Raw genomic sequence first — 25,902 nt, 5'->3', positions numbered from 1 at the left:
ACACCATGCACAGCAATGAATTCATCCAGTTTTTCGACGGCGGCGTCGAACCCAAGCTTGAGAACCTCGGCGGAAAGGGCGCATCCCTGGTCACCATGACCTCTGCCGGCATGCCGGTGCCCCCGGGCTTTGTGGTCACCACCGCCCAGTTCGACCGCTTCATGCAGGAAGCCGGCATCACCGGCCACATCAACCAGCTGCTGGCCGGCCTCGACCCCGAAGACGTTGCCCAGGTGGACACGGTGTCCGCCGCCATCCGCGAAGACATCTGTTCCCGGCCGGTTCCGGCCGACATGCGCGCCCAAACCATTGAGGCCTACGAGGACCTGATGTCCCGCTTCGACGCGCCGGTGCCGGTGGCAGTCCGTTCCTCCGCCACCGCCGAGGACCTGCCGGACGCATCCTTCGCGGGCCAGCAGGACACCTACCTGTGGCTCGAGGGATTCGCTGCCGTGGGCGAGCACATCCGACAGTGCTGGGCATCGCTGTACACATCCCGCGCCATCATCTACCGGCTGAAGAACAAGATCCCGGACGAAGGCCTGTCCATGGCCGTGGTGGTGCAGAAGATGGTCAACGCCAAGGTCTCCGGCGTCGCGATGACGCTGGATCCAGCCAACGGGGACCGCTCCAAGATCACCATTGACGCGTCCTACGGGGTCGGCGAAATGGTGGTCTCCGGGCAGGTCACGCCGGACAACATTGTGCTGGACAAGGTCACGCTGGTCTCGGTCTCGGAACACGTGGGCGACAAGCATGCAGAACTGGTGCCGGATGCCTCAGCCCGCGGCCTGGTCGAACGGGAAGTTGATGCCGGACGGCGCTCCCGCCGCTGCCTGACCGACGACGAACTGAAGGCCGTCGCACAGATGGCCAAGCGGGCGGAGAAGCACTACAAGTGCCCGCAGGACATCGAGTGGGCGCTGGACCACGACCTGCCCGACGGCGAAAACCTGCTGCTGCTGCAGTCCCGCCCGGAAACCGTTCACTCCACCAAGAAATCCGCTGCCCCCTCGGCAACGCCGGGTACCGGCGGCTACGCATCGGTGCTCGGTGCCGGCATCCCCTCGACCAAGGCCCCGGACACCCCCGAAAACTCCGCGTCCGGAAACCCGGACTCCGGCAACCCCGCCTCCGGCACGTCAGGCTTCAGCCTGGGCAGCATCACCGCCTCGCTGACGAAAGCCTCCATCTGATCGTTCCACTGCACTACCGTTCCACCGTTTCCACTGCGTCACCAGCAAGGTTCCACCGTTCCACCGAACCGCCCACTGAAGGCTCAGTGCAGAGCCCTCCACCGAAAGGACCGCAATGTCCATGAAGTCCTTCCCGAAGCCGTCCGAACTGCCGGTGCCTGCCGGCGCCGAGGGCTGGGAGAAGATCTACCCCTACTATCTGGTGTTCCAGGACAAGCTCAAGGAACAGGAAGACGCCAAGTTCTGGTTCTGTGACAGCCAGCACTGGCCCACCGTGTTCAAGCCGTTCGAGACCATCGGCGGTGAGTTCGCGGTCAAGTGCCTGGGCCAGTACAACGCCCGGCACCTGATGATCCCCAACGCCAACGGCATCGAGTTCCGCGTGCACCTGGGCTACCTGTACATGTCCCCGATCCCGGTTCCGGAGGACCAGATTGCCGCCCGCGTCCCAGAGTTCGAGCAGCGGGTGGGCCACTACTTCCAGAACTGGGAGGAACTGCTCAAGCAGTGGCATGTGAAGGTCCGCGGCACCATCGACGAGATGGAGACCCTCTCCTTCAAGAAGCTGCCGGACATGGTGCCGATGGACGACATCACCACGGGCAAGGCGATGGACGGCTCCGAGGTGCTGCTGGAGAACTACGACCGGCTCATCCAGCTGGCCTACCAGAACTGGCAGTACCACTTCGAGTTCCTGAACCTGGGCTACATCGCCTACCTGGACTTCTTCAACTTCTGCAAGGAAGTGTTCCCGAACGTCCCGGACCAGTCGATCGCCACCATGGTCCAGGGCGTGGACATGGAATTGTTCCGCCCGGACGACGAGCTCAAGCACCTGGCCAAGCTGGCGGTGGAGCTGGGCCTCCAGTCCGCCTTCGCCAACACCGACGACGTCGATGCCACCTTGGCCTCGGTCCGCGCCTCGGCGGGCGGCGAGCGCTGGATCGCCCGGTACGAGGAGGCCAAGGACCCGTGGTTCAACTTCACCGTGGGCAACGGTTTCTACGGGCACGACAAGTACTGGAACGAGCACCAGGAAATTCCGCTGGGCTACATCGCCGACTACATCCGCCGGCTGGACGAAGGCCAGAACATCATGCGCCCGGTCGCAGAGCTGGTGGCGGAGAAGGAGCGGATCGTGGAGGAATACCGCGACCTGCTCGAGGGTGAAAACCAGACGGTGTTCGACGCGAAGCGCCAGCTGGCCGCCACCGCGTATCCGTACGTGGAGAACCACAACTTCTACATTGAGCACTGGACCATGGGCGTCTTCTGGCGCAAGATCCGCGAGCTCTCCCGGATGATGCACGCCGAGGGCTTCTGGACCGAGCCGGAAGACCTGCTGTACCTGAACCGCAACGAGGTCCGCGACGCGCTCTTCGACCTGGTCACCGGCTGGGGTGTCGGCGCCGAACCGATCGGCCCCACCTACTGGCCGGAGGAAATCGAACGCCGCCGCGGAATCGTGAACGCGCTCAAGACCGCGCGTCCGGCGCCGGCGCTGAACACCCCGCCGGAAATCATCACCGAACCGTTCACCCGGATGCTCTGGGGCATCACCACCGAGCAGGTCCAGCAGTGGCTGGGCGCAGGCGAGGAAGTCGAAGGCGGTGGGCTGCGCGGCATGGCCGCGTCCCCGGGCGTGGTGGAAGGCTATGCGCGGGTGGTCCATGATTCCGACCAGCTCGCCGAGGTGCAGCAGGGCGAGATCCTGGTGGCCACGGTGACCGCGCCGTCCTGGGGGCCGATCTTCGGCAAGATCAAGGCCACCGTCACGGACATTGGCGGCATGATGAGCCACGCCGCGATTGTCTGCCGCGAATACGGGCTGCCGGCGGTGACCGGCACGGGCTCCGGGTCCACCACCATCAAGACCGGCCAGCGGCTGCGGGTGGACGGCACCAAGGGAACCGTACAGATCCTGGACGCTGAAGCCGAACCGGCCGTCGCCGGCCCCGGTGCGCACAGCCACAGCCACGTCTGAGCACCCTCGCCACTAAGGCGCTCCCAGTGCCGGGTCGGGGCGAGCCCCTTCTCGGGGCCCCGGCCCGGCACATCCCAACACGAAAGTTAGACCATGACACAGCCTCCACTGGACCCCGCAGCCACTCCCGACGACGGGAACCCCACCGCGGGATCCGGCACCCGGACGGTGCTGATCACCGGCGCCGCCGGCGGACTCGGCCGGGCCTTCGCCCTGGGCTTCGCGTCCCGCGGCTACCGGGTGGCGGCGGCCGACACCAACCTGGCCGGCGCCGAGAAGACCGCGGCGCTGGTCCGCGAAGCCGGAGCGGATGCCGAGGCCTTCGAAGCCGACGTCACCGACGTCGCCTCCACCGAGGCCCTCGCCCAAGGGTGCGCCGACTTCGGGCAGGGGAGCATCGACGTCGTGCTTAATAACGCCGCCATTTACGCCACGGTGACCCGCACTCCGTTCGAGGAGATCGACCCGGCCGAATGGGACCTGGTCATGAACGTGAACCTCAAGGGTCCGTGGCTGGTGACCCGTGCCGCGAGCCCGTACCTGCCCGACGGCGGCCGCGTCATCAACCTGTCCTCCGCCACCATCTACTCCGGCTCGGAGCAGTGGCTGCATTACGTTGCGTCCAAGGGCGGCGTGGTGGCGATGACCCGGGTGCTGGCCAAGGAACTGGGCCGGCGCAACATCACCGTCAACGCGATCGCGCCGGGCTTTACCCTCACCGAGGCCAGCTACGGGCTGATGGAGAACGCCGAGAACTATGGCGTGGACCGCGGCGCACTCAAGCGCGCCAGCCAGCCCGAGGACATTGTGGGCGCGGCGCTGTTCCTGGCCGGGCCGGACAGCTCCTACATCTCCGGACAAACCATGGTGGTCGACGGCGGCCGCCAGTTCATCTAGCACTGCAACCGAAAAGGAGAACCCATGCCTACGGTTCATTTCACCGACGCTGAAGGCGCCGTCCGCGACGTCGAAGGCAATCCCGGCGACTCGGTCATGGAAACCGCGGTGCGCAACGGCGTGCCGGGGATCGTCGCCGAATGCGGCGGCTCGCTGTCCTGCGCCACCTGCCACGTTTTTGTCCGCGAGGACACCCTCGACCAGCTTCCGGAAATGGAAGAAATGGAAGACGAAATGCTCTACGGCACGGCCGTGGACCGCGAGGACAATTCGCGGCTGTCCTGCCAGCTCAAGCTCTGCGAGGGCCAAGACATGTACGTCAGCACCCCGGAAACCCAGGTGTAGAACCATGGATACCACCACCACAACGACGGCGGTGCCCGCCGAGACGGCCGACGGTGCCGTGCGCACGGGGCTGCTGATCATCGGCGCCAGCCAGTCCGGGGTCCAGCTGGCCGTATCGCTGCGGGCGCTGGGCTTCGACGAGCACATCACGCTGCTGGGCGAGGAAGACCACCGGCCCTACCAGCGCCCGGCCCTGTCCAAGGAGTTCCTGCAGGGCACGGTGGAGAGCGAGTCGCTGATCTTCCGGTCCAACCAGTACTGGGAAGACCACAACGTGGCCCTGGTCAAGGGCGAACGGATCGAGCGGATCGACAAGGAGGCTGACGGCTCCGGCGTGGCCCACGCGGCCTCCGGTGCGGAGTTCCGGTTCCGTCGGCTGGCGCTGACCGTGGGTGCCCGGGCCCGCAGGCTGCAGGTGCCCGGCGCGGATCTGGCCGGCGTGGTCTACCTGCGCAACGCGGACGACGCGCTGGCACTGAAGGCCCAGCTGGGCGGTGTTCAGGACGCCGTGGTGATCGGCGGCGGTTTCATCGGGCTGGAGGCCGCCTCGAGCCTGCACAAGATGGGCAAGAACGTCACCGTGCTGGAATACGGGCCGCGGCTGATCGGCAGGGCCGTTGGCGAAGAGACCAGCGAGTACTTCCTCACCGCGCACCGCGGACGCGGTCTGGACATCCGGCTGAATGCCCGGATCCAGGAGCTCGTGCCTGCGGACGGCGGCGGCCGGGTGGCCGGCGTCGGGCTGGAGGACGGCACCGTGGTGCCCGCCCAGCTGGTGCTGGTGGGCATCGGCGTGGTGCCGAACACCGAGCTGGCCGAACAGCTCGGCCTGGAGGTGGACAACGGCATTGTGGTGGACCGGCACGCGCTGGCCTCCGATGGCACCACGGTGGCGGTGGGCGACGTGGCGAACATGCCGAACCCGCTGCCGGGCTCGCCGGAGGCCGAACGGATCCGGCTGGAGAGCGTGAACAACGCGATCGAACACGCCAAGGTTGCCGCGTACTCGCTGATGGGCCGGCGTGAGGACTACGCGGGCATCCCGTGGTTCTGGTCCAACCAGGCGGACCTGAAACTGCAGATCGCCGGGCTCACGCTCGGCTACGACCAGACCGTGGTCCGCCGCGACGAGGAACGCGGCAAGTTCTCCGTGCTGTACTACCGCGGCGGGCAGATCATCGCCGCCGACTGCGTGAACGCGCCGCTGGACTTCATGGCGGTCAAGAACGCCCTGGCCAAGGGCCAGAACATTCCCGCGGACGCCGCAGCGGATCCCGCCGTCGTCCTCAAGACCATTGCGACGGACGGCTGAGGCGCCTTTCCGGGCACCGCCGTACCCCTAGGAGACTTACCCATGAGCACCCCCGAGACACAGACCCCGGAGGCCCGCGGCACGACCCCCGCGTGGGCCGGAAGCCAGACCGATCCGGCCGACGACCCGCGCGCTGTGGCTTTTGCCGCCGCCCACCCGGTCCGGCCGCTGCCGGCCACCGGGACCGTGGACACCACGCCCATTTCCGTAACCCCCGCCGCCCTAGGCGGGCTGGACCCGCTCTGGCAGGCGGTGGTGCCGGAGACCCGCACCCGGGCCAACGACATCCATCTGCCGATTTCGCTGGCTTTTGCCGAGCGGCTGTGCCGGGCCTACCCGGAAGCGGACGCGGAACTGGTCCGGGTTGCCCTGGTGCTCCATGACACCGGTTGGGCGCACGTGGACGAGGAACGGATCCTCTCCGAAGGGTTCACCGGCGACTGGCGCAAGGCGGCCATCCGGTTCGAGCACGAGGCCGAGGGCTGCAAGGTGGCCCGCAGGGTGCTGCCCGATCTGGGCTACTCTGCGGAGTTTGTTGACCGTGTCTGCGAGATCATTGACGGCCACGACACCCGGCATGTGGCCTACTCGCTGGAGGACGCCCTGGTCCGCGACGCGGACCGGCTGTGGCGGTTCGACCACGCCGGCATTGCCGTTGCCGCGACCTGGTTCGGCATGACACCGGCCGTCTACACGGACCGGTTGGGCGAGGAGATCATTCCGGAACTGATCACCGAGGCGGCCCTGGCGATGGGAAGCGCAGACCTGGAGCGGTCCAGGGCGCTGCTGAAGACGGGAGTCATCCGATGACCACAGCGAACACCGCAGCCGCGGCAGCCGGGGGAGCCCCGGCGTCGTCCGCCGCCGACGGAGGGGCCGCCGTGCCAGCCACGGCACCGGCGCTGGCCGCCCGCGAGGCCCTGGACTTGCCCTACACCCATGTGGACGACGTGTTTGTTGACGGCGCGTGGGTTTCGGCCCGGGGGACCGGCCGAAATCCCGTAACGGACCCGGCCACCGGACAGGTGTGGGGATCCGTGCCGGACGGGACCGTCGAGGACGTCGACGCCGCGGTGGCCGCCGCCCGGCGGGCCTTCGACGCCGGCCCGTGGCCCAAGCTGGCGCCCTCCGAGCGCGCGGCGTATTTGCTGCGGATCGCGGACGAGGTGGAAAAGCGGGCCGGGGCGCTGTCCCTGACCAATACCCGCGAGAACGGCTCCCCGGTCTCCGAATCCTCCGGTGCCGCGGCCAACGCGGCCGGCATCTTCCGCTACTTCGCCACGCTCGCGGAGTATCTGGAACGCGAGGACGTGCGCCCGTTCCCGCGCGGCGGCGGCGAGTCGGTGGTGCGCCGCGACCCGGTGGGGGTGTGCGGGCTGATTGCGCCCTGGAACTTTCCGATCAACCTGATGGTGATCAAGCTGGCGCCCGCACTGCTGGCCGGCTGCACGGTGGTGATGAAACCTGCATCGCCCACGCCGCTGTCCTTCCGGCTGATCGTGGATGCCGTGGCCGCCGCGGGCGTGCCGGCCGGCGTGGTCAATCTGGTCACCGGGTCCGGGCGGCTGGGCGACACCTTGGTCAAGCACCCCGGCGTGGACAAGGTGGCCTTCACCGGATCCACCCCGGTGGGCCGCAAGATCGCAGCGGCGTGCGGGGAGTTGCTGCGGCCGGTCACGCTGGAACTGGGCGGCAAGTCCAGTGCCGTGGTGCTCGAGGATGCCGACCTGGACGAAATGTCCAAGGTGCTGGTGCGCTCCTGCATGCGCAACACCGGACAGACCTGCTACATCTCCACCCGCATCCTGGCCCCGGCCTCGCGTTATGACCAGGTAGTGGACATGGTGACCGCGACCATCGCCGCCGGGGTGCAGGGCGATCCGCTGGATCCGGGCACCGTTTTCGGACCCGCGGCCACCGAGTCGCAGTACCGGACAGTGCTGGACTATCTGGATTCGGCCACGTCGGAAGGCGCCCGCGCCACCACCGGCGGACGGGCTGCGCGGCTCGGCGGCGGACTGGAAGGCGGCTTCTTCGTGCAGCCCACGGTCTTCGCCGATGTCAGGCCGGAGATGCGGATTTCCCGCGAGGAGGTCTTCGGGCCGGTCATTTCCGTGTTGAAGTACGCGGACGTGGACGCCGCCGTGGCACTGGCGAACAACACCGAGTTCGGCCTGGGCGGCATCGTCTTCGGCCGGGACCAGGACGCCGGGCTCGCGGTTGCCGACCGGATGGATACCGGCTCGGTGGGCATCAACTTCTTCGCCTCCAACCACTCCGCCCCGTTCGGCGGCCGACACGACTCCGGCCTGGGCACCGAGTACGGGATCGAGGGGCTCAACGCCTACCTGAGCTACAAGTCCATCCACCGCCGCTAGGCCGCGCGCTCCACCGGCCCGGCCCGGCCCGTCCGGCCGGCGGCGCGGCTGTCCATGTTCAGCGATGACTGTCCACGTTCTGGGTGAACTGCCACCGTCTGACTAGGCATGATGCTTAAGCATCCGGTAAAACGTGGACAGTTGCCTCAGCGGTGAGCGGGTACCGGCACCCTGACGGCGCCGATGGCCGCTGAACCGGCCGGCGCGGCGCGGCTAGAGTTGAGGGATGCCGTCTTTCCGCGCCCAGTTGAACATCACCGGCCTGCGGCCCGGGAACCAGCCGGAAGCAGTCATGGAGGCCGCGGTGGCGGCGGTGGCTTCGGCGCATATCGTAGAGGCCAACCAGTTGGACGTGGTCGCCGGCGTCGCGCGGATCACCGTCCGGTTCACCGTTGACGCCAACGCCTACGCCGCCGAAAACCGCCAGGCGCTGCAAGCCGGCGCCAATATGCGGCATGCCGTCGAAGAAGTCGCCACCACGGCAAGGCTTGCGGTGTTGCGGCGCTCGCGCGGCAAATGGGCGCCCGTCGGCTGAGACCGTCCCGGGGCAGCGTCCCCGCAGAACCCGGCGTAGCCCCCGCAGAACCCTGCCGTCCCCAAGGGAACCCGGCCGGTGCCCGCAGAACCCTGCCGTCCCCAGTGGAACCCGGCCGGCCGTCGTCGTTGTTCTGCCTGATCAGTCCAGCGGTTCACCACGCCGCAGCGCGCGGCGTTCCGCGTGGCCCACCTGGAAATGGCGGGAGATGCCGCAGACCAGCACGAAGAACAGTCCGAAGCCGGCGGCCATCGCCACCGGAGCGGACTGCGGCTCGCCCAAAAAGCGGTCGTACGTCAGCCAGCCCAGCCCCCAGGTCAGGGCCAGCACGGTAGAGATCCGGCCGCGGCCGGTCATCGCCATCACAGCTCCGGCCAGGGAGACCACGGCCACCGCGATGACGGCCCAGAGCTCGCCTCCCCAACCCAACCAGTCGATCCCGCGGACGGTCAGCCAACTGCCGGCATTCAGGGCGGCCGCCAGCAGGACCCAGCCGGCGTAGAGGCCCAACGGCCCGTCCACCAGCAGCGCGTCCACCCGGTAGGGCGAGGGATAGCGGGACAAACCGTCAATGACCCAGACCAGCGCGGCCGCCAGCATCAGGATCAGGACCAGGGTCAGGCCGACGTTGCCAGCCTGCGCGGCCACAATCCAAGCGGCGTTGAGCAGCATCGAGGCTGCCACCGCCCAACCGATGGTGCGTTGCCGCTGTGACGCGCGGTCGGCCGGCCACCACTGGAAGATGGTGTAGCCGAGCAGGCCCAGATAGATCACGCCCCAGATGCCGAAGGCCCGCGACTCCAAGGCCAGCAGCGTGAAGTCCGGGGCAAAGGCACCGGAAGCGGCGTCTTTGATCGCGGTCCCGCCCAGCAAGCCGGCGCCGTGCATACCGGCCAGCAGGCAGAGCAGCAGCGAGGCGGTCACTGCGCATTGCCTGGCCAGGTCCGTCGCCAGTGCGGCACGGATGCTGAGAGCCAAGGGCTTCGCGGATTTGATGACGGGCTGGACCAGGTCAGTTTCCGGTTTCACTCGGCTCCTAGATCGGGGACAGGATTGGCTGCGGACTCGCGGACCGGGAGCGCGCTGCGGCCGCTATGGCGCCGTCGGAAGCCGATCACCATGGCGATCACCGAGCCCACCACTATGCCCACGCCTGTGCCGATGAGGACGTTGACCCAAAACGGGAACGCGGACACCCGCCCGGCGGCGAAGCCCAATCCGATCATCCACGTGGCCCACAGTGCTGAACCGGCGGCCGAGGCGAGCAGGAACGGCTTGAACGGCACATCTGCCAGCCCGGAGGCCGCCACCGCCGCCGTCCGGCCGCCCGGGATGAAGCGGGCCGCCACAACTGCAGCATAGGTGGAGGATTCGCCGGCTTTGCTCAGCGCCAGGGTGACGCCCCGATCGATCCTCCGGCCCCAGCTATAGCGATTGAGCCAGGTGTTGATGCCGCGCTGGAAGAGCAGGAACAGCAGCAGGTCGCCAAGCCAGCTGCCCAGCATCACGGCCAGGAACACCAGCGGCAAGATCAGTTCGCCGTTGGCCAGCAGCGTGCCTCCGCCGATCACCATGAATTCCGACGGCGCCGCCGGCACCGCGGCGTCGAGGATGACCAGCAGCAGCGTCATGGGATAGTACACCCACTGCAGCGGCCCCTCGGGAATCTCCATCCGCCCAATCTATCGGGAATTGTCACCCGGTGGCAGACTGGCAAACGTGGAGATCCGCATCCTCGAAGGCGACATCACCCAGCGTCAGGTGGACGCCATCGTGAACGCCGCCAATTCCAGCCTGCTGGGCGGTGGCGGCGTGGACGGTGCCATCCACGCGGCGGCCGGCCCGCAACTGCTTCAAGCGTGCCGCCGACTGCGCGCCACCGAGTTGCCGGACGGCCTGCCGCCCGGTCAAGCGGCCGCCACCGAGGGGTACTTCTTGCCGGCCAAATGGGTGATCCACACGGTGGGACCCAATCGACGCGCCGGCCAGACCGACCCGGAGCTGCTGGCCGGGTGTTTCCGGGAATCGCTGCGGGTCGCCGAGGGATTGCGCGCCGAGACGCTGGCCTTCCCGGCGATCGGAGCCGGCGTGTACGGCTGGGATGCCGAGACGGTCGCCCGCCGTGGGATCGGCCAGGTCCTGGCGTACGACGGCGGTGTGCAGGTGGTCGAATTTGTGCTGTTCTCTGCCGGGCTGGCAGAGACCTTCCGTCGGGTGCACCTGGAATTGTTGGGTTAGCCCTGCACCGTCCGCCGGCGGTCACGGCGGCGGGGAATCATTTCTCTCCCGCTGAACAGTCTGCTTAGTATTGACGCAAGCTGTTGATGGCCGTCGTTTTCGTTTCTGGGGGAGCTGCATTCGTATGGGGAGCGAATCGTACGGTTCGTCCGGCGCACTGACCATTCTCTGCAACGTGCCGTGTCGCCGGGATGCCGAGCGGGCCCTGACCCTGACCATTGTGGAGTTGCTGCCCAACCGGATCATCGCCCGCTTCCGCGGTGAGGATCCGCTGGTCCCCTGGCTGCTGGCCCGCGCGCAGATGTCCGCAGTGGATGACACCGGCCGCTGTTTCCCGCAACTGTACGAGGTCAGCGGGGACCGGGACCTGGAGGACATCGTCAGCGTCGTGTTCGAAGGCGCACCTTTGTCCGATGCCCGCACGCTGGCATTCCATGTTGACGGCAGGCGGGAGCCACTGGCTGTCATGGCGTTGGACCCGCTCGCCGCAGCTGGTGCCCGCAGCAAGACGCTGGTGTCGGGCTGAACTAGCCCGACGGGACGGTCGCTTTTTAACTACTCGGCTTAACTACTCGGTCGCGCCTCGGACCGCCCACTCGGACAGGTCCAGCCGGCTACGGTATTCCACCGGTTCGCCGCTGATCGGATCGGTGAAGGAGATCCCGCGGGCCAACAACTGCAGCGGCCGCCCGAAGTCGTCGGGCGCCTGGTCCAGCAACACCGGGTAGAAGGGGTCGTGCAGGATGCCGATGCCCAGCGTGGCCAGATGCACGCGCAACTGGTGGGTCTTTCCGGTATGCGGTTCCAGTTTGTAGTGGCCCATCCCGCCGCGCTGTTCCAGCAGTTCGATCCGGGTCTCAGTGTTGGGTTCGCCGTCGACCACTTCGGCCAGCAGGTAGGTGCGGGACTTGGTCATGCGGTTCCGCACCGTCTGCGGGAACCGGAGTTGCGGATCCACCGGCGCGATGGCTTCGTATTCCTTCTGCACCAGGCGCTTTTCGAAGAGCACCTGGTATTTGCCGCGGGTGGCGGGGTTGGTGGAGAAGAGCAGCACCCCGGCGGTGAGGCGGTCCAGCCGGTGCATGGGAATCAGATCCGGGATATCCAGTTGGCGGCGCAGCCGGACCAGCGCTGACTCCTGGATGTACGTGCCGCCGGGGGTGGTGGGCAGGAAGTGGGGCTTGTCCACCACCAGGACGTTCTCGTCCTGGTGCAGGATGTTGATCTCCACCGGCAGCCGCTTTTCGCGCGGCAAGGTGCGGTAATACCAAATGAAGGTGTGGGCATCCAGCGGAGTGGTCCGGCTGAGCACGGCGCCGCCTTCGCCCACGATCTCGCCGCGGTCGAACCGGTCCATGATGCCGTCCGGATCCACGTGGCCCCAGCGGTGCAGCATGTAGTCCATTGCCGTTTCCCACGGGCCCTCGCCGGGCAGCCGCAAGCGGGTGGCATTGACGCCGTCGCGCACCGGGAGCGGGGATTCCATCACCCATCAAGGGTACCGGCTGACTGGCACCCGCGAACCGGCGCTGCGACGGAACCGGCTCCACGGCGGAACCGGCACTGCGACGGAACCGGCTCCACGGCGGAACCGGCTCCACGGCGCCGGAACTGGCACTGCGACGGAACCGGCTCCACGGCGCCGGAACTGGCACCACGGCGGAACCGGCACGGCTCAGGGACAGCCGGTGATCTGATAGAGCTTCGCGTCGCCTTCGGAGTCCACCAGTTTGAAACCGTTGGCCTCGGTCAGCTCCTGCAGGCCCGGTACCGAGGATTTCTCGCCGGGATGGACGGAGCGGTTGCCGAAGTCCAGCACGTACTGCACGTTTTGTGCCTTCACGGCCGGGCAGACCGCCGGATCGGTCCGCATCTTGTCCAGTTTGTCCATGATGAGTTTGCCCTCCACGCTGGGGGACGTGGTTCCCGAGGGGACCAGCGCGGGACGTCCGGTGTAGGCGTAGGACAGTGAGGCTCCAGTCAGCGGATCGCCGGCGATCACCGCCCCTTCGGGCACCCGGTCTGGAATCCGCTTGATCAGCGCGAGTTCATCGATGCTCAGCAACTGCGATCGGTCCGAAAACCGGTACTTGGCGGCGGCCTCGGAGATGCCGCGCTGCACCGCGAACAGCGGTACCACCGCGAGGCTGATCACCACCAGCACGCCGGTGGCGGCGGGGCGGATCCACGAAGGCGCCTTCTTCTCGCGGCGGGCCAGCGAGGCCCTGAAGAAGGAGCGCGCAGTCCCGGCCAGCGCCACACCGCCGATGGATGCTATCAGCAGGCCGGCAACCGGAAGCATGGCGCTGATGCGGAAGAAATCGTTGTACCAAATGCCGGCCACCCACCAGCGCAGGGCGGGCATCGACTGCAGGTTACCGATCACGTACAGGGCGGCGCCCACGGCATACATGCCCAGCGCAAAGCGGTTTTTGCGCAGATTGAACACGACGGCGGCGCCCACGATCGTCAAGGCGGTCGCCAGGATGGAGATGGGCCGGCTGAGCGGCGAATTCAGCACCACTTCGCCCAGGGCCGCCGCGGCATTGCCCATGTTGTCCCAGTTGGTGCTGCTGCTGCGGGCAGGACGCAGGGTGATCCACAGCGCCACCAGCACCACCAGAAAGGCGCCGCTGCCCACCCAGGCGCGCAGCCGCCGTCGTTGTTCTGTGGCGCGCAGTGCCGGGTAAGCGGCCGCGACGACCGGCGGCACGGAGAGTGCCAGCAGTCCCATGATCGTGGCCGGATGGGACAGCGCCATGCCCGGCAGCAGCCCGATCAGCAGCAGTACGTTGCCTTCGGTGGACACGCGGGTGTGCACGCCCAGGCGGAGCAGCTGGAACACCACGCCCAAGGCGGCCGGAAGCATGGCGATGGAGAGCATGAACGGATAGACGACGCCGAATTCCAGCAGCAGATAGGGGAAGCTGCTGTAGGAGAGCGAGACCACCGCAGCGACCAGCAGCGGCATGGTGCGCTCGCCGGTGATGCGGCTGACCATGAAGAGGCAGCCGGTGCTCCAGATGCCGGTGATCAGCACCAGGTTGGTGATGTTGATGGCGGCCGCCGGCTGCAGCCCGGCGGTGATCATCACCAGCGAGACCACGTCGTGCCAGCCCGCCGGGTAGAAAACGCCGCGGTCCGTGGTGCCCAGGTAGCCCAGCGTCAGCGAGGAGGCGTTGCCCGAGTCGGAAATGTAGCGCAGCGCGTTGAGATGGAAGATGTTGTCGTGCGACTGCGCGATGTTGTCCGGGGCGCCAAAGATAAAGATCATCGCTGCGGCCAGCGGCACCGCCGAGACCGCCCAAGCCAGCGCCACCGAGCGCCAGGGCGCCGGGACGTTCGGTCTCTCGGGATCCCGGTGCAGGCGGTGGCCCAGGCTGCGGCGCAGCAGCCAGAGCATGGCGGCGACCAGCACGGTGACGGCCAGCAGTTGGGGCCAAGCCCACCGCAGGCCGATCAGGCGGCCGAGTTCGGCGGCGAGCACGATGGCGGTGACGCCAAACGGGCCGGCCAATGCCACCAGGGACAGCCGGCGCAAGCCGAGCACGGCGCCCCACAGCAGGCCGGGTCCGAAGACGAGGACGATGGCCACCAACACGGCCGGAATCGTCTGCAGCCAGCTCATGGGCCCCCTTCGTCTGTTGTCGTCACCATATTACGGTTCGTACCCCGCGGCCGACGCCGGTCCGGGCCGTAGGGCTCTGCACGGGCCGCGCGAGCGGGGCAGATCCACGAGGCCGGGGCAGGTCCGCGAGGGCGGGCAGCTCCGCGAGGTCGGGGGAGATCCGTGAGCGCAGACAGCTCCACGAGGCCGGGGGGGATCCGTGAGGGTAGGTAGCTCCACGAGGGCCGAGTAGATCCTTGAGTGCAGGCAGTTCGACGAGGTCGGGGGAACGCGCCGAGGTATCCCCTTGCAACCCCGGTTCGGACGCTAAGGGGTGATCTCGGCTCGACGGCGGGGGTAGTGGAGGGTGATCTCGGCGGCAGCCCCTGACCTCGGCGTAAAGGACCGCCAGGCGTGAAGGCCCAGAGGCCATCAAGTGCGCAGGCCCAGCATGCAATCAGGAAGCCAGCGGCTGGCAGTGCGGGCAGTAGTACACGTCGCGTTGGTCGGCGTCGGTATTGCCTTGGAGGTCGTGGACAATCGGTGTACCGCAGCGTCCGCACGGACGGCGGGCCCGGCCGTAGACCCAGAACGATTCGCCCCGGGCGGGCGACCCGATGGTGCTGCGCCTGCCGCGATCCTTGTTTACCTCCAGAAGTTGCTTGGACTTCAGCACCATGGCCGGGAGATCCGTCACCCGTCCCACCGGGGTGGACGGGTGCACCCGGGCAATGAAGCAGAGCTCACAGCGGTAGACGTTGCCAATCCCGGCGAGATTGCGCTGATCGAGCAGGGCCAGCCCGATCGGCCGGTCGGGCTCCTGACGGAGCCGGCGCAGGGCTTCGTCGGCGTCCCAATCCGGCCCCAGCAGGTCCGGGCCCAGATGCCCCACCAGCGTGTCCTCGTCGGCCCGCGACACCACGTCCAACGCGGCCAGCGCGAAGCCGACCGCCGTCGTCGTGCTGGTGGAGAGGATGAGGCGGGCCTGGAAGGCGGGTTTCCGCCAGCGCTCGCCGGGCTGGTAAATCTGCCAGCTGCCGTCCATGCCCAGATGTGAGTGTACGGTCAGCGCGCCGATCCGCATCAGCAGGTGCTTGCCGCGGGAGCGGATTTCGTCCACGGTCTGCCCGGATAGGTCCAGCGTGGCATAGCGCGGCACGCGGAAGTCGCTGCCCGTGAGCTCCTGCCCGGCCAGCGCCGCATGCAGGCGCCGGGCGGCACGCCAGACTGTGTCCCCTTCAGGCACGGAACCTCAGTCCCCGCGGGGTGGAATAGAAGCCGGCATCCATCAGCGCACGGGCCAGCGGCGTGTCCAGGATGGGGCCGCCGTTGACCTTCTCGACGGCCATCTTGTCCGCGGCGCCGCGCCGGATCACCTGTACCAAGGCCCGGCCGCACAAGGCCAACAACTCCTCGTCCTCGGTGAAGGCCAGCAGCGTCTTGCCCCCGCGTTCGGAATACAGAGCCAGCTCGCCGTCCACCAACACCACCAAGGCCCCCGCCTTCCGCCCCGGCCGATGGCCGGATTCCTGCGCCGGCCACGCCAAGGCCGCCCCGTAGGGATTGGCCGGGTCGGTCGCGGCCAACGCCACGGCCGACGGCGCCCGCTCGCCCAGCTGTGCATCGCGGCTGAAGGAACGCAGTCGGTCAACCGTGGGGGAGACGGCGAACTGGGCCGCCCCCAGATGCTCGATGAAGTAGCCGCGGCGGCAGCGACCGGTCTCCTCCAGCTTGCCCAGCACCTTGTACATCAGGCCGAAGCCGCCGGGCACCGATTCGGCGGCAACCGAGCCGCGGGTGACCACGCCGTAGCGGTCCAGTAGCAGTTCGGCGGTGGCGTGCGCCCGCACTGTGGGATCGGCCTCCGGGGCCGGCAGCAGGGACCACCGGCCGGCAGCGTTCGGCGGCGCGGTCCGGGAGTGGCCAGCGCCGGCGCCCGCGGCGGCGGCCCCGGTGCCCGGACGCAGGCCGGCCCCGCTCAGTCCGTGCATGCGTCCGATCCGTCCCAGCCGTGCCGACCGGGCCCGCGGCGGCGCGTTGCGCTGCCGGTGGGCCGTGGTGCCGCCGGCCAGCAGCGTCCGCACCGGGGCGAACGTGTCGTTGGTGATCCGGCCGGCCCAGAGCAAGTCCCACAGGGCGCTGACGACGGCGGTGTCCCCCGGCTGGGTGCCGTTGGCCGCCAGCACGTCGGAGAGCTGTCGGAAGAAGTAGGCGCCGCCGTAGCCTCCGGCTCCGGAGAGTGCGCTCAGCAGTTCGTACTGCAGCACGCTGGGCTCGAAATCGGACTGGGGATTCAGCGTTAGCGGGGCGGTGTCGGCCAGATGCAGGCTGATCCAGCCGTCGTTGCCGGGCATCGAGCCAGCGCCGGCGATCAGGATTTCGCCGGTGGCGGTCAGCTCGTCCAGCATGGCCGGCGCGTAGTCGGATACGCGCGACGCCAGGATGAGCGGTTCCCACGCCGACGCCGGGATAGGGACCCCGGAGAGCTGATCCACCACCGTGACCACGCCGTCCAGTCCGTGCAGCTTGGCCCCGACATTCTGCCAGGCCGGGAGGAACCGGCCGTAGGTGGCAGGGTCCACCGGTTCGACTTCCCGGCGCAGCGCCGCCAGCGACCGGCGGCGGATCTTGCGCAGCACCTCGACCTCGCACCACTCGGTTTGGCGATGGTCCGGCGCGCCGGTCGCAGCACGCTCCCCGCCGGCCAAGGCGCCGCCGTCGTCAGCATCCGGCGCGCCGCCGGGGCGGAATTCTCCTTCCACCACGCGGCCGTCCTTGAGCAGACGCTGCAACGCAGTAAGCACGACGGCGGGGCCAAGCCCCAGCCGGCGGGCGCACTCGGCGGCCGTGAACGGCCCGTGGGTACGGGCGTAACGGCTAACCAGGTCGCCGAGCGGGTCTGCCACCGGCTCGATGAAAGCCAGCGGCACGCCCACCGGCAGCGGAACGCCGAGGGCATCGCGCAGCCGGGCGGCGTCTTCCACCGCGGCCCAGCGCTCGACGCCGGCCACGCCCACCTTCAGGGCGCGGTTGGCTCTGGCCAGTTCGGCCAGCAGGGGCTCGACCTCGGTGGTCGATGGAGGCGCGCCAGCGCCGAGTAGAGACCCGGTCTCCACGCGCTCGCTGGCGCTCGCTTGGTCGACCACCGGTTCGCCTTCTTCGGTGGTCGATGGAGGCGCGCCAGCGCCGAGTAGAGACCCCGCTTCAGGAGGCTGGAGGCGGGCGGCGATCTCCGCCGTCGTGAGCGGTCCCAGTAGACGCAGCAAGTCCGCGATGCCTTCCGCGCCCTTAACCTTCCGGTCCTCGGTGAGCCGCTGCAGTTCCTGCTCGGTCTGGGCGATGATGCCCTCGTCGAGGAGTTCGCGCAATTCGGCACGGCCCAACAGATCGTTGAGCAGGCCCGGGTCCAGGGAGAGCGCGGCGGCCCGGCGTTCGGCCAGTGGGGAGTCGCCCTCGTAGAGGAAGCTCGCCACGTAGCCGAAGAGCAGCGAACGCGCGAACGGCGAGGGCTGCTGCGTGGTGGTCTCCACCAGGCGGAGCTCGCGGCGTTCAATGCCGGCAGCAATGTCCTTGAGCGCGGGCAGGTCGTAGACATCCTGCAGGCACTCGCGCACTGTTTCCAGGATGATCGGGAACGTTGGATACTTGCGCGCCACATCCAGCAGTTGGGCCGAGCGCTGGCGCTGCTGCCAGAGCGGGCTGCGCTTCCCCGGGTTCTGCCGTGGCAGCAGCAGCGCACGGGCGGCGCATTCGCGGAAGCGCGAGGCGAAAAGCGCCGAGCCGCCGACCTCCGCCGTGACAATCTGGTCCAGTTCCTCGGGATCGAAGAGGAACAGCTCGGCACCAGGCGGTTCGTCCTCCATCATCGGCACGCGCAGCACTATGCCGTCATCGGCGGCCATCGCGGAGCCATCCAGGCCGTAGCGCTGGTGCAGCCGCGCGCCGACGGCCAGCGCCCACGGAGCGTGGACCGGCATGCCGAACGGGCTGTGCAGCACCACCCGCCAGTCGCCGAGCTCGTCGTGGAACCGCTCCACCACCAGCGTGCGGTCGTTGGGCACGTCGTTGGTCGCCTGCTGCTGTTCAGTGAGATAGGCCAGCAGGTTCCCCGCGGCCCAATCGTCCAGCCCGGCGCTGGCCAGCCGCTCGCGCGCCGGTTCCTCCGCGGTGCCGGATAGTTCCCGGACAAAACGGCCCAGCGCCCGCCCGAGTTCCACCGGCCGGCCCAGCGAATCACCCTTCCAGAACGGCAGCTTGCCCGGCTGACCGAACGCCGGCGAGACCAGCACCCGGTCGTAGGTGATGTCCTCGATCCGCCAGCTGGTCGCGCCCAGCGCGAAGACGTCGCCCACGCGGGACTCGTAGACCATCTCCTCGTCCAGCTCGCCGACCCGCCGCCCGCCGCGGTTCTTCTGGTCCTCGGACCCCACCAGGTAGACGCCGAACAGCCCGCGGTCCGGAATGGTCCCGCCGGAGGTCACCGCCAGCCGCTGCGCGCCCGGACGGCCGGTGATGGTTCCGGCGAGCCGGTCCCAGACTATGCGTGGCCGCAGCTCGGCGAACTCGTCGCTGGGGTAGCGCCCGGCCAGCAGGTCCAGGGTGGCCTCGTAGGCGGAGCGCGGCAGCGTGGCGAAGGGCGCGGATTTGCGCACGATGTCGAACCATTCCTCCACATCGACGGCACCGAGCGCTGTGGCCGCCACGGTCTGCTGGGCGAGGATGTCCAGCGGGTTGGCCGGGATGAACAGCGGCTCGATCCGGCCGGCGAGCATCCGCTCCACCGTGACGGTGGTGTTGACCAGATCCTGCCGGTGTTTGGGGAACAGCACACCCTGTGAGGTTTCGCCGACCTGGTGCCCGGCACGGCCCACCCGCTGCAGGCCGCTCGCCACCGACTGGGGCGATTCCACCTGTACCACCAGGTCCACGGCGCCCATGTCGATACCCAGCTCCAGGCTGGAGGTGGCCACCACGCAGCGCAGCCGGCCGGACTTGAGGTCATCTTCGATCTCGGCGCGGGCCTCCTTGCTGACCGAGCCGTGATGGGCGCGGGCCAGTATGGTGTCCGCGCCGGACATAGACCCGGCCTGCGCCATGATCTGGGCAGGCGGCTTGGTCTGGATTCCGGCACCCGAACCGGGGCCTGAACCGGTGCCGGAACCGGGATTTGTACCGGCACCCGTACCGGCACCCGAACCGGGGCCTGAATCGGGGGCAGCGTCCCAGACATCGTCGCCCGCCTGGGACAGGGCCTGGCGTTCGCCCCAGATTTCGTTGAACCGGGCGGTGAGCCGTTCGGCCAGGCGGCGGGAATTGGCGAACACGATGGTGGACTGGTTCTCGGCGATCAGGTCGACGATCTTCTCTTCGACATGCGGCCAAATCGACGCAGGCTGGGCGCCCGGGCCCAGTTCTTCCTGGCTGGGCGAGGCCAGCGCCGTCATGTCCTCCACCGGGACCGTGATCGTGAGGTCCCACGACTTCTTGGCGGGCGGGGCGACAATCTCCACCGGTGCGTTGCCGCCCAGGAACCGGGCCACGGTATCCAGCGGCTCCACCGTGGCGGAGAGGCCGATCCGCTGGGCCGGCCGCGTCAGCACCGCGTCCAGCCGCTCCAGCGTGAGCGCCAGGTGTGCGCCGCGTTTGGTCCCGGCCACGGCGTGCACTTCATCGATGATCACGGTGTCCACCGAGGCAAGGGTCTCCCGTGCCTTGGACGTCAGCATCAGGAACAGCGATTCCGGGGTGGTGATCAGGATGTCCGGCGGATGTGTGAGCAGCCGGCGGCGCTCGTTGGCGGGAGTGTCGCCGGAACGGACGCCCACGGTGATGGACGGGGCCGGCAGTTCCAGCCGTTTGGCGGTCTGGGTGATGCCGATCAGCGGCGCGCGCAGGTTCCGTTCCACGTCCACGCCCAGCGCCTTCAGCGGGGAAATGTAGAGCACGCGGGTGCCGCGGGATTCCTGCTGGCCCCGTCTGCGCTTCGGCGCCGGCTCCGGGATGTCAAGCGGAAGCGCCGGCTCTGACTCCGCGGTGGAGATGAAGGTGTCCAGCGCCCAGAGGAAGGCCGCCAACGTCTTGCCGGAACCGGTCGGCGCCACCACCAAGGCGTGGGAACCGTGGGAGATGGCGTTCCAGGCGCCGGTCTGCGCGTCCGTGGGCGCGCTGAACGCTCCGGCGAACCACTCGCGGGTCGCCGGGCTGAAGCGTTCGAGCACAGACGTCGTCATACCGATGGTTTGAGCCTAGCGTCCGCCGCCGACAGCGTGCAGTCCCGGGGCGGCGGAACGGCGGTTACGGGGCCTGGAGCGTGCCCACCGTCATCAGCACCACCGAATCATCCGAGCAGCCGACGGTCTCCTGCTCGGCGATCAGCGAATCCTTGCGGTTCGGCGGGTACACCTTGACGCCCGCCACGTCTGTCAGTCCGCATTCTTCGCCGTAGTTCTGCGCGTTGGTCTGGCGCAGCTGCGCCACGGCGGTGCCGCCCGATTTCAACGTGACGGTAGCCTTTTGGGCGTCCGGATCCCGGTCAGCCGGAGCGCCGACCTGCTTGCCCTTGGCATCGACGTAGGAGACACCGGGGTAGCCGGCCAACGTGCAGGACTTGTCGCCGGTGTTGGTGAGCATCAGCGTGCGGTAGACGCTGCCAGCGGCGCCGCCGCCGGGTTCGGTTTCGATGGCAGCGGCCAACTGGCCGGCGCTGCAGGAGCCGTCAGCGGCGCCGACATCGGCGCTGTTGGTGGCCTCCGGCGACGCGGCGGCGCTTTCGGTTCCCGTGGCGATTGCGGTTTCCGGCGCTGGTGCAGAGGACGACGGCGATGCGCCGCCCAATGGCCCGGCGGATGCCGGCGCGGTGCCGGCTCCCGGGCCCGACTGGCCGCACCCGGCCAGCAGCAGGGCGGAGCCAACGAAGAGGGCCGCGGCGGCCGGCCTCAACCGGAAACGATTCATCATGCTCACATTAAACACCTCCGGCCGGTGGTCTGTCCGCAACGAACATCCCATCGGCCGGCGGCGGCACTGCATCTGGAAGGATCAGCCCTTCTTGCGCGTCCTGGCCAAGGCTGTCACGCCGGCCGCCAGGCCCAGTACGCCGGCACCAAGTCCGGCCCAGCCGGCCACCGTCGCCGCATCCGTGCCCGATGCCCCGGTGCCCGACGACTCGGCGGCCTGCGCGCCGTCGGAGGCACCGCCGTCGTGCCCTCCGTGGCTCTCGGCGGAGGCTTCGCCGATCACGAACGAGGGAGCCGGAGACTCCAGTTCATGCGGGTCCTGGCCCTCCGCCGGGAGGTCGGCCCAGTTGGTCTCGCCCTTCTCGCAGGTCTGCAGGACGGGGAAGGCCAGGGTCTCGCCGGCGGACTCGGGCAGCAGCACCTGCAGCTGCAGCGTGTCGCGCAGCCCGTCGGCCACCGGTTCCTTGGCGGTGTAGACAATCTGGCTGACCCGCTCGGTCACGGTGGCTCCGCTGTCCAGCGTCTTCGGCGTATCGAGGGTTTCACTGACCTTCTCCACGTCCCAGCCGGGGTGCACGGTGGGCGTGGCGTCGACCAGCTGGTCCGGCAGCGAGATGGCGATCTTGCTGGTCGGCGAGCCCTCGCAGCCGTGGGCGAAGCCGAAGGTCAGCACGGAGCTGCCGCCGGCGGCGTTGTCCTCCGGGGTGACATTGACATGCGCGGAGGCTGCGCCGGCGCCGACGGCCAGCAGGCCGGCCGTGGCTCCAGCGGCGAGGACGGCGCGGAGGGAAGTGCGATGGATGGTTTTCACTAGGGTGCCTTTCAAGAGGCGCTGGGCAGGTTGCGGCCACAGCACCGGAAGAAGTGGGAATTCACAGCGGGCCTCAGCCCGGAAGCGGAACATTCACCGGCACCGGTGGTCCGCGCAGCGGCACCACCGTGACCAGATACGCAGTGTGCAGGGGCGCCGGACCCTGGTCCGCGAGCGGCAGGTACGCGCGGACCGGTGCCGCAGGAACGGCGGGAAGCTGGACCAGCGGGCGCAGCCAGGCGGCCAGCGCCCAGAGCGCGGCCTCGCCGCGGGCCAGCATCAGCGCGGTCACGGCGGTTGCCAGCAGGTGGGCGGCGAGCATGCCCGGCGAATCTCCGGCGTGTGATGCGGCCACACAATCCAGTGCGACGGCGGCATGGCCGGCATGGCCCGCGTGGCCGGCGTGTTCGGCCGCTGGGGACGGCGCGCACTGGACCGTTCCGAACAGTTCAAAGGCCCGGTGGAGGGCCAGCTGTCCGCCGGCCAGGACCGCCAGGATGGTTGCCGGTTCCAGCCTGCGCCCGGCCAGGATCATCACCGGCAGCCAGGTCAGCGCGCCCAGTGCCAGTACGACGGCGGGGGGCGGCAAGGCGCCGGCGGCGGCGGTATGTGCCGCGGCGGCGAGGCAGAGCACGGCGGCGGCCACGACGGCCGACCGGCCGAAGCGCAGGGCGCTACCCATGGTCATTCATGGTGGTAGGGCCGTCCACCGGCAATCTCCTGGGCGCGGTAGAGCTGCTCCATGACGATCAGCCGGACCAGTTGGTGCGGAAAGACCAGTTTGGACAGGGACCAGACAAAGTCTGCGCGGCGGTGGACCGAGTCGTCCACGCCGTACGCGCCGCCGATGATCAGCGTGACGTTGCGGGAGCTGTCCAGCGGCTGCTGCAGGGTGCGCGCCAGCGTGGGTGAGTCGATGTTCTTGCCGCGCTCGTCCAGCAGGACCACGAAGTCGTTCGCGTGCTTGCCGGCGAGCTTGGCCAGCAGGGTCTCGGACTCTTCCCGGCGGGCGGCGTCATGCTCCCGGGAGGAATGCGGAATGGCCTGCCAGGTGACGTCGAAGGGCTTCTTCATCCGCCTTTCGTAGCGGTCTATTCCCTCTACCACCCACGACTCATGCTTGCGTCCGATGGTGAGGATGCGCAGGCTCATCCGTCGGCTGCCGGGAACTTGCGGACGGTCAGGATTTGCGCGGCGCGGCCCACCGGGCCTTGTTCATCGAACAATTCGGTGTCGGTCATGCCCACACCGCCGGCGCCGAAGGTGACCCGGGTGTCCAGACCGGTCCATTCGCCGTGCGGTTGGCGGAACAGGTGGATGGTCAGGTCCAGGTTGGGGAACATGTACTCGCGCGGGTCCTGCCGCACGGCCACGCCGTTCGCGGTGTCCACAATGCTGACGAAGCAGGCCAGCGGGTGGATGTCCTCGCCCAGCACCAACGGGTGCAGTGGACGCGCCCACACCGTGCGGTTGCCGGGCCCGCGGTCGGCGACGGTACGGAACTCCGTGGCGCGGATGAAGCCGCCGTCCCAGACGCTCTGCATCGGCGCCGGCGGGCAGTCGTCCGGACGCGGCAAGCCCGGATGGGCGGGACCGGCGACGTCCGCGGTGTCGCCGGACAGCAGCCGCCAGGCCTGGGCACGGATGGCGGTACGCCCCTGGGCCGTGAAAGTGGCCTCCAGCAGTTCGATGGTCCGGCCCGGGCGAAGCACCCGGGTCTGGATCTCGAACTCGCCGCCGTGGATGATGCCCAGGATCTCGAAGTTGATCCGGCCCATCACCATCTCCGCGCGGGGATGGTTGCGCAGCAGCTCGTGCACCATCAGCCCCGAAGCCGGGGCCATGTGCTGTTCGTGGTCGTTCCACGCACCTTGCGAATGCAGCGTGGAATGGAAGCGGCCGCCGTCCAGACGGACGTAGTACGCGTCCGGGACCGCACGTCCATCGGCGCCCAGGTGCTCAACGGCGGCTGTGGCAGTGGAATCGACCATGCCACCACTCTAACTAAATCCGAACGGCCCCCTGGGCATCCGGACTCTGCGGCCGTAGCGCTGGTCCCTAGCGCTGGTCCCTAGCGCTGGTCCTTAGGGCGGGGATCGGCGGGGGTGGCCGGTGCAGTAGGTTCGGCCGGGGCCGCCCAGTTCAGGATGCTCGGCGGCTGGATCGCAGCGTCACAATCCACGGGCTCAGGCTCTGCGGGCCGCTCCGGCGGGTCCTCGTCCTCGTCTTCCGCTTCGTCCACGGCGTCCTGATAGTCCCGCTCCGCTTGGCGGTAGTCCTGCACCGCTTCACGGTTGCCCGCCTGGCACTCGGCCAGGGCGTCGCGGTAATTGGCCTCGGCGTTGTCCCGCCGGGCGAAGAATGTCGAACGTTCCGCCAGTGCCTGCTGGTAGGCGGCATATTCGCTCCAGTAGTCGTCCCACTGCGCCGCGATCTTGTCCCAGGCCTTGTTCACCTTGGCCACGGCGGCGGCATAGTCCTTGTACTCCTTCACCTCCGTCCGATACTGGTCGTAGGCGGCCCAGTAGTCCAGCACGCTCTGCTGCCATTTTTCGACGCCGGCGGCCAGCTTCTCCTCCGCGGCGCTGGTACGTTCGCGGTTGGCTGCCGCAGCGTCTTCGGCGTCGAAAGGCACCGGGGCCATGCCGGTGAAACTCCAGCCGCAGCCCGGGCCGGCGGGGTCATCGGCCAGCACCCTGACCTTGGCCGCGGTGGCAGGTTCGTCCGCCGGACTCTTGGGCGGCTTGGGCACCTTGCGGGCCTCGGGCATCAGCGGCCAGACGGGATAGCTCGGCTCAGCCGCCGGGGTGGCAGCCTTGACCTTCAGCGTGGGAGCCGGCATCGGTACGGCGCGGTCGCCGGCGTCGGCCGGTGCCTGCGGGGGTGAAACAGAGCGGATGGCCACCGTGCTGGTGCGGGTGAACGGCTTGTAGTCGTCCGTCGACCAGGGGGAGCGGGCGGCGTCCTCGGCGTCGGACTTCTGGTCGGCGCAGACGCGTTCCAGCGTGCCGGCCAGGTTCTTGTCGAGTTGCTTAGCCAGCTTCCGCAGCTTAGCGTCCGCCTTACCCACCACGAAGGTCAGCACGTCCCCGCGCCGGAAGGTCACCACCTGCATGGTGCGGCCGCTCTTGTTGGTGTAGTCCCGGTGCGCCTGAACACCGGGTGTGTCCAGATCCTCGCCGTCGACGCCGACCGAATTCCCGGCACAATCGGACGCGTTATCCAGCAGGTTGTCCATTGCTTCGGCGCCAAGGCCGGCGGTGTAGGCGGCGCTGACCACCTGCACCCTCACCTTGCCCACCTTGAACGAACGCGCCAGCGCCACGGACGGCGCCGCCCCGCTGTCGCACGAATAGGGCACTGGCAGCGCCACTCCGCGCTGCAGCGGGCCGTCCGTCTTCCACTTTGCGGGCGGTTCCTCCAGCAGCGCGGTCAACGACGTGGACGCCGGGCTGTCCGCGAGCACGGCGCTGATCGCCACCGGGGATGCGGCCTCGGCCACCGCGGGCGCCGGTTCGCGGGGGAGGACCATGGGCATGCCGGACAATTGTAGGACCGCCAGTCCGGAGGCGGTGATGGAAGCCAGGCAGAGCGCGCCGACGGTCAGGGCCACAGTCGGATGCTTCTCGAAGATGGACATCGG

22 protein-coding genes are annotated in these 25,902 nt (G+C 68.8%); 10 read left to right on the top strand and 12 right to left on the bottom strand.

The genetic code is table 11. The features are described from left to right. Positions 1-5 precede the first annotated feature (5 nt). The 8 genes from MNQ99_RS16510 to MNQ99_RS16475 all read left to right on the top strand — a co-directional run bounded on the left by MNQ99_RS16510 (position 6) and on the right by MNQ99_RS16475 (position 8,647). Positions 6-1,196, top strand: a complete 1,191-nt coding sequence (locus tag MNQ99_RS16510; RefSeq protein WP_241913707.1) for a PEP/pyruvate-binding domain-containing protein — start codon at positions 6-8, stop codon at positions 1,194-1,196. Positions 1,197-1,311: 115 nt separating this feature from the next. Continuing rightward, positions 1,312-3,180 (top strand): PEP-utilizing enzyme, encoded by a 1,869-nt coding sequence (locus tag MNQ99_RS16505; protein WP_241913706.1) that lies wholly within the window; start codon positions 1,312-1,314, stop codon positions 3,178-3,180. Positions 3,181-3,273: 93 nt separating this feature from the next. Then, entirely contained in the window at positions 3,274-4,077 is an 804-nt protein-coding gene (locus MNQ99_RS16500; RefSeq protein WP_241913705.1) for an SDR family NAD(P)-dependent oxidoreductase, read from the top strand. Between the two features lie 24 nt (positions 4,078-4,101). Next, positions 4,102-4,422: a 2Fe-2S iron-sulfur cluster-binding protein gene (locus MNQ99_RS16495; protein ID WP_127513346.1), complete on the top strand. Its 321-nt coding sequence runs from the start codon at positions 4,102-4,104 to the stop codon at positions 4,420-4,422. A gap of 4 nt (positions 4,423-4,426) precedes the next feature. Next, positions 4,427-5,734, top strand: a complete 1,308-nt coding sequence (locus tag MNQ99_RS16490; protein WP_241913704.1) for an NAD(P)/FAD-dependent oxidoreductase — start codon at positions 4,427-4,429, stop codon at positions 5,732-5,734. A gap of 42 nt (positions 5,735-5,776) precedes the next feature. Further along, positions 5,777-6,544 carry an HD domain-containing protein gene (locus tag MNQ99_RS16485; protein WP_241913703.1) on the top strand — a complete coding sequence of 256 codons (768 nt, stop codon included), beginning with the start codon at positions 5,777-5,779 and terminating at the stop codon, positions 6,542-6,544. Then, positions 6,541-8,112 (top strand): aldehyde dehydrogenase family protein, encoded by a 1,572-nt coding sequence (locus tag MNQ99_RS16480; RefSeq protein ID WP_241913702.1) that lies wholly within the window; start codon positions 6,541-6,543, stop codon positions 8,110-8,112. The genes MNQ99_RS16485 and MNQ99_RS16480 overlap by 4 nt, the downstream gene beginning before the upstream one ends. 226 nt (positions 8,113-8,338) lie before the next feature. Further along, the gene (locus MNQ99_RS16475; protein ID WP_241913701.1) at positions 8,339-8,647 is read left to right on the top strand and encodes a hypothetical protein; all 309 of its coding nucleotides are present in this window, start codon (positions 8,339-8,341) and stop codon (positions 8,645-8,647) included. Between the two features lie 141 nt (positions 8,648-8,788). On the opposite strand, the gene MNQ99_RS16470 is transcribed toward MNQ99_RS16475, so the two are convergent. Both MNQ99_RS16470 and MNQ99_RS16465 read right to left on the bottom strand, forming a co-directional pair. Then, positions 8,789-9,676, bottom strand: coding sequence for a tryptophan-rich sensory protein (locus MNQ99_RS16470; RefSeq protein WP_241913700.1), 888 nt, complete (start codon positions 9,674-9,676; stop codon positions 8,789-8,791). After that, positions 9,673-10,320, bottom strand: coding sequence for a DedA family protein (locus MNQ99_RS16465; protein ID WP_127513340.1), 648 nt, complete (start codon positions 10,318-10,320; stop codon positions 9,673-9,675). Before MNQ99_RS16465 ends, MNQ99_RS16470 begins: the two co-directional genes overlap by 4 nt. Before the next feature lie 46 nt (positions 10,321-10,366). Between MNQ99_RS16465 and MNQ99_RS16460 the strand changes: the two genes are divergently transcribed. Both MNQ99_RS16460 and MNQ99_RS16455 read left to right on the top strand, forming a co-directional pair. After that, positions 10,367-10,885 (top strand): O-acetyl-ADP-ribose deacetylase, encoded by a 519-nt coding sequence (locus MNQ99_RS16460; RefSeq protein ID WP_127513339.1) that lies wholly within the window; start codon positions 10,367-10,369, stop codon positions 10,883-10,885. Positions 10,886-11,009: 124 nt separating this feature from the next. Then, complete coding sequence (locus MNQ99_RS16455; RefSeq protein WP_241913699.1) at positions 11,010-11,411, top strand: hypothetical protein; 402 nt, start codon at positions 11,010-11,012, stop codon at positions 11,409-11,411. A 42-nt stretch (positions 11,412-11,453) separates the two neighbouring features. Here the strand turns inward: MNQ99_RS16455 and MNQ99_RS16450 are convergent, their stop codons facing one another. From MNQ99_RS16450 to MNQ99_RS16405, 10 genes are all read right to left on the bottom strand, one after another. Beyond that, positions 11,454-12,371 carry an RluA family pseudouridine synthase gene (locus MNQ99_RS16450; protein WP_241915407.1) on the bottom strand — a complete coding sequence of 306 codons (918 nt, stop codon included), beginning with the start codon at positions 12,369-12,371 and terminating at the stop codon, positions 11,454-11,456. A gap of 189 nt (positions 12,372-12,560) precedes the next feature. Then, positions 12,561-14,513, bottom strand: coding sequence for a DUF6541 family protein (locus MNQ99_RS16445; protein WP_241913698.1), 1,953 nt, complete (start codon positions 14,511-14,513; stop codon positions 12,561-12,563). Between the two features lie 436 nt (positions 14,514-14,949). Then, the gene (locus MNQ99_RS16440; RefSeq protein ID WP_241913697.1) at positions 14,950-15,738 is read right to left on the bottom strand and encodes an Fpg/Nei family DNA glycosylase; all 789 of its coding nucleotides are present in this window, start codon (positions 15,736-15,738) and stop codon (positions 14,950-14,952) included. Next, the gene (locus MNQ99_RS16435) at positions 15,731-20,722 is read right to left on the bottom strand and encodes an Lhr family helicase (RefSeq protein ID WP_241913696.1); all 4,992 of its coding nucleotides are present in this window, start codon (positions 20,720-20,722) and stop codon (positions 15,731-15,733) included. The genes MNQ99_RS16440 and MNQ99_RS16435 overlap by 8 nt, the downstream gene beginning before the upstream one ends. Before the next feature lie 64 nt (positions 20,723-20,786). Next, positions 20,787-21,449, bottom strand: coding sequence for a DUF4232 domain-containing protein (locus tag MNQ99_RS16430; protein ID WP_241915406.1), 663 nt, complete (start codon positions 21,447-21,449; stop codon positions 20,787-20,789). 81 nt (positions 21,450-21,530) lie between these two features. Further along, positions 21,531-22,259 carry a YcnI family copper-binding membrane protein gene (locus tag MNQ99_RS16425; RefSeq protein ID WP_241913695.1) on the bottom strand — a complete coding sequence of 243 codons (729 nt, stop codon included), beginning with the start codon at positions 22,257-22,259 and terminating at the stop codon, positions 21,531-21,533. Positions 22,260-22,332: 73 nt separating this feature from the next. Then, a complete protein-coding gene (locus tag MNQ99_RS16420) occupies positions 22,333-22,941 on the bottom strand; it encodes a hypothetical protein (RefSeq protein ID WP_241913694.1) in 609 nt (202 codons plus the stop codon). 2 nt (positions 22,942-22,943) lie between these two features. Beyond that, on the bottom strand, positions 22,944-23,411 hold the full coding sequence (locus MNQ99_RS16415) for a 23S rRNA (pseudouridine(1915)-N(3))-methyltransferase RlmH (protein WP_241913693.1): 468 nt from the start codon (positions 23,409-23,411) through the stop codon (positions 22,944-22,946). Then, positions 23,408-24,250: a thioesterase family protein gene (locus tag MNQ99_RS16410; RefSeq protein ID WP_241913692.1), complete on the bottom strand. Its 843-nt coding sequence runs from the start codon at positions 24,248-24,250 to the stop codon at positions 23,408-23,410. The genes MNQ99_RS16415 and MNQ99_RS16410 overlap by 4 nt, the downstream gene beginning before the upstream one ends. Before the next feature lie 80 nt (positions 24,251-24,330). Next, positions 24,331-25,899, bottom strand: a complete 1,569-nt coding sequence (locus tag MNQ99_RS16405) for a hypothetical protein (RefSeq protein ID WP_127513328.1) — start codon at positions 25,897-25,899, stop codon at positions 24,331-24,333. Positions 25,900-25,902: the final 3 nt, after the last annotated feature.

This window comes from Arthrobacter sulfonylureivorans (genome assembly GCF_022637435.1).
In the GTDB taxonomy this organism is placed as follows: Bacteria; Actinomycetota; Actinomycetes; order Actinomycetales; family Micrococcaceae; genus Crystallibacter; species Crystallibacter sulfonylureivorans.
Note: the sequence above shows the minus strand (reverse complement) of the source record. Positions and strands in the feature narration are given on the sequence as shown.

Bases quoted from the DNA above. Each gene is read 5' to 3' on its own strand.
- MNQ99_RS16510 (WP_241913707.1), top strand. From the start codon at position 6: ATGCACAGCAATGAATTCATCCAGTTTTTCGACGGCGGCGTCGAACCC.
- MNQ99_RS16505 (WP_241913706.1), top strand. From the start codon at position 1,312: ATGTCCATGAAGTCCTTCCCGAAGCCGTCCGAACTGCCGGTGCCTGCC.
- MNQ99_RS16500 (WP_241913705.1), top strand. From the start codon at position 3,274: ATGACACAGCCTCCACTGGACCCCGCAGCCACTCCCGACGACGGGAAC.
- MNQ99_RS16495 (WP_127513346.1), top strand. From the start codon at position 4,102: ATGCCTACGGTTCATTTCACCGACGCTGAAGGCGCCGTCCGCGACGTC.
- MNQ99_RS16490 (WP_241913704.1), top strand. From the start codon at position 4,427: ATGGATACCACCACCACAACGACGGCGGTGCCCGCCGAGACGGCCGAC.
- MNQ99_RS16485 (WP_241913703.1), top strand. From the start codon at position 5,777: ATGAGCACCCCCGAGACACAGACCCCGGAGGCCCGCGGCACGACCCCC.
- MNQ99_RS16480 (WP_241913702.1), top strand. From the start codon at position 6,541: ATGACCACAGCGAACACCGCAGCCGCGGCAGCCGGGGGAGCCCCGGCG.
- MNQ99_RS16475 (WP_241913701.1), top strand. From the start codon at position 8,339: ATGCCGTCTTTCCGCGCCCAGTTGAACATCACCGGCCTGCGGCCCGGG.
- MNQ99_RS16465 (WP_127513340.1), bottom strand. From the start codon at position 10,320: ATGGAGATTCCCGAGGGGCCGCTGCAGTGGGTGTACTATCCCATGACG.
- MNQ99_RS16455 (WP_241913699.1), top strand. From the start codon at position 11,010: ATGGGGAGCGAATCGTACGGTTCGTCCGGCGCACTGACCATTCTCTGC.
- MNQ99_RS16450 (WP_241915407.1), bottom strand. From the start codon at position 12,371: ATGGAATCCCCGCTCCCGGTGCGCGACGGCGTCAATGCCACCCGCTTG.
- MNQ99_RS16445 (WP_241913698.1), bottom strand. From the start codon at position 14,513: ATGAGCTGGCTGCAGACGATTCCGGCCGTGTTGGTGGCCATCGTCCTC.
- MNQ99_RS16435 (WP_241913696.1), bottom strand. From the start codon at position 20,722: ATGACGACGTCTGTGCTCGAACGCTTCAGCCCGGCGACCCGCGAGTGG.
- MNQ99_RS16430 (WP_241915406.1), bottom strand. From the start codon at position 21,449: ATGATGAATCGTTTCCGGTTGAGGCCGGCCGCCGCGGCCCTCTTCGTT.
- MNQ99_RS16420 (WP_241913694.1), bottom strand. From the start codon at position 22,941: ATGGGTAGCGCCCTGCGCTTCGGCCGGTCGGCCGTCGTGGCCGCCGCC.
- MNQ99_RS16415 (WP_241913693.1), bottom strand. From the start codon at position 23,411: ATGAGCCTGCGCATCCTCACCATCGGACGCAAGCATGAGTCGTGGGTG.
- MNQ99_RS16410 (WP_241913692.1), bottom strand. From the start codon at position 24,250: ATGGTCGATTCCACTGCCACAGCCGCCGTTGAGCACCTGGGCGCCGAT.
- MNQ99_RS16405 (WP_127513328.1), bottom strand. From the start codon at position 25,899: ATGTCCATCTTCGAGAAGCATCCGACTGTGGCCCTGACCGTCGGCGCG.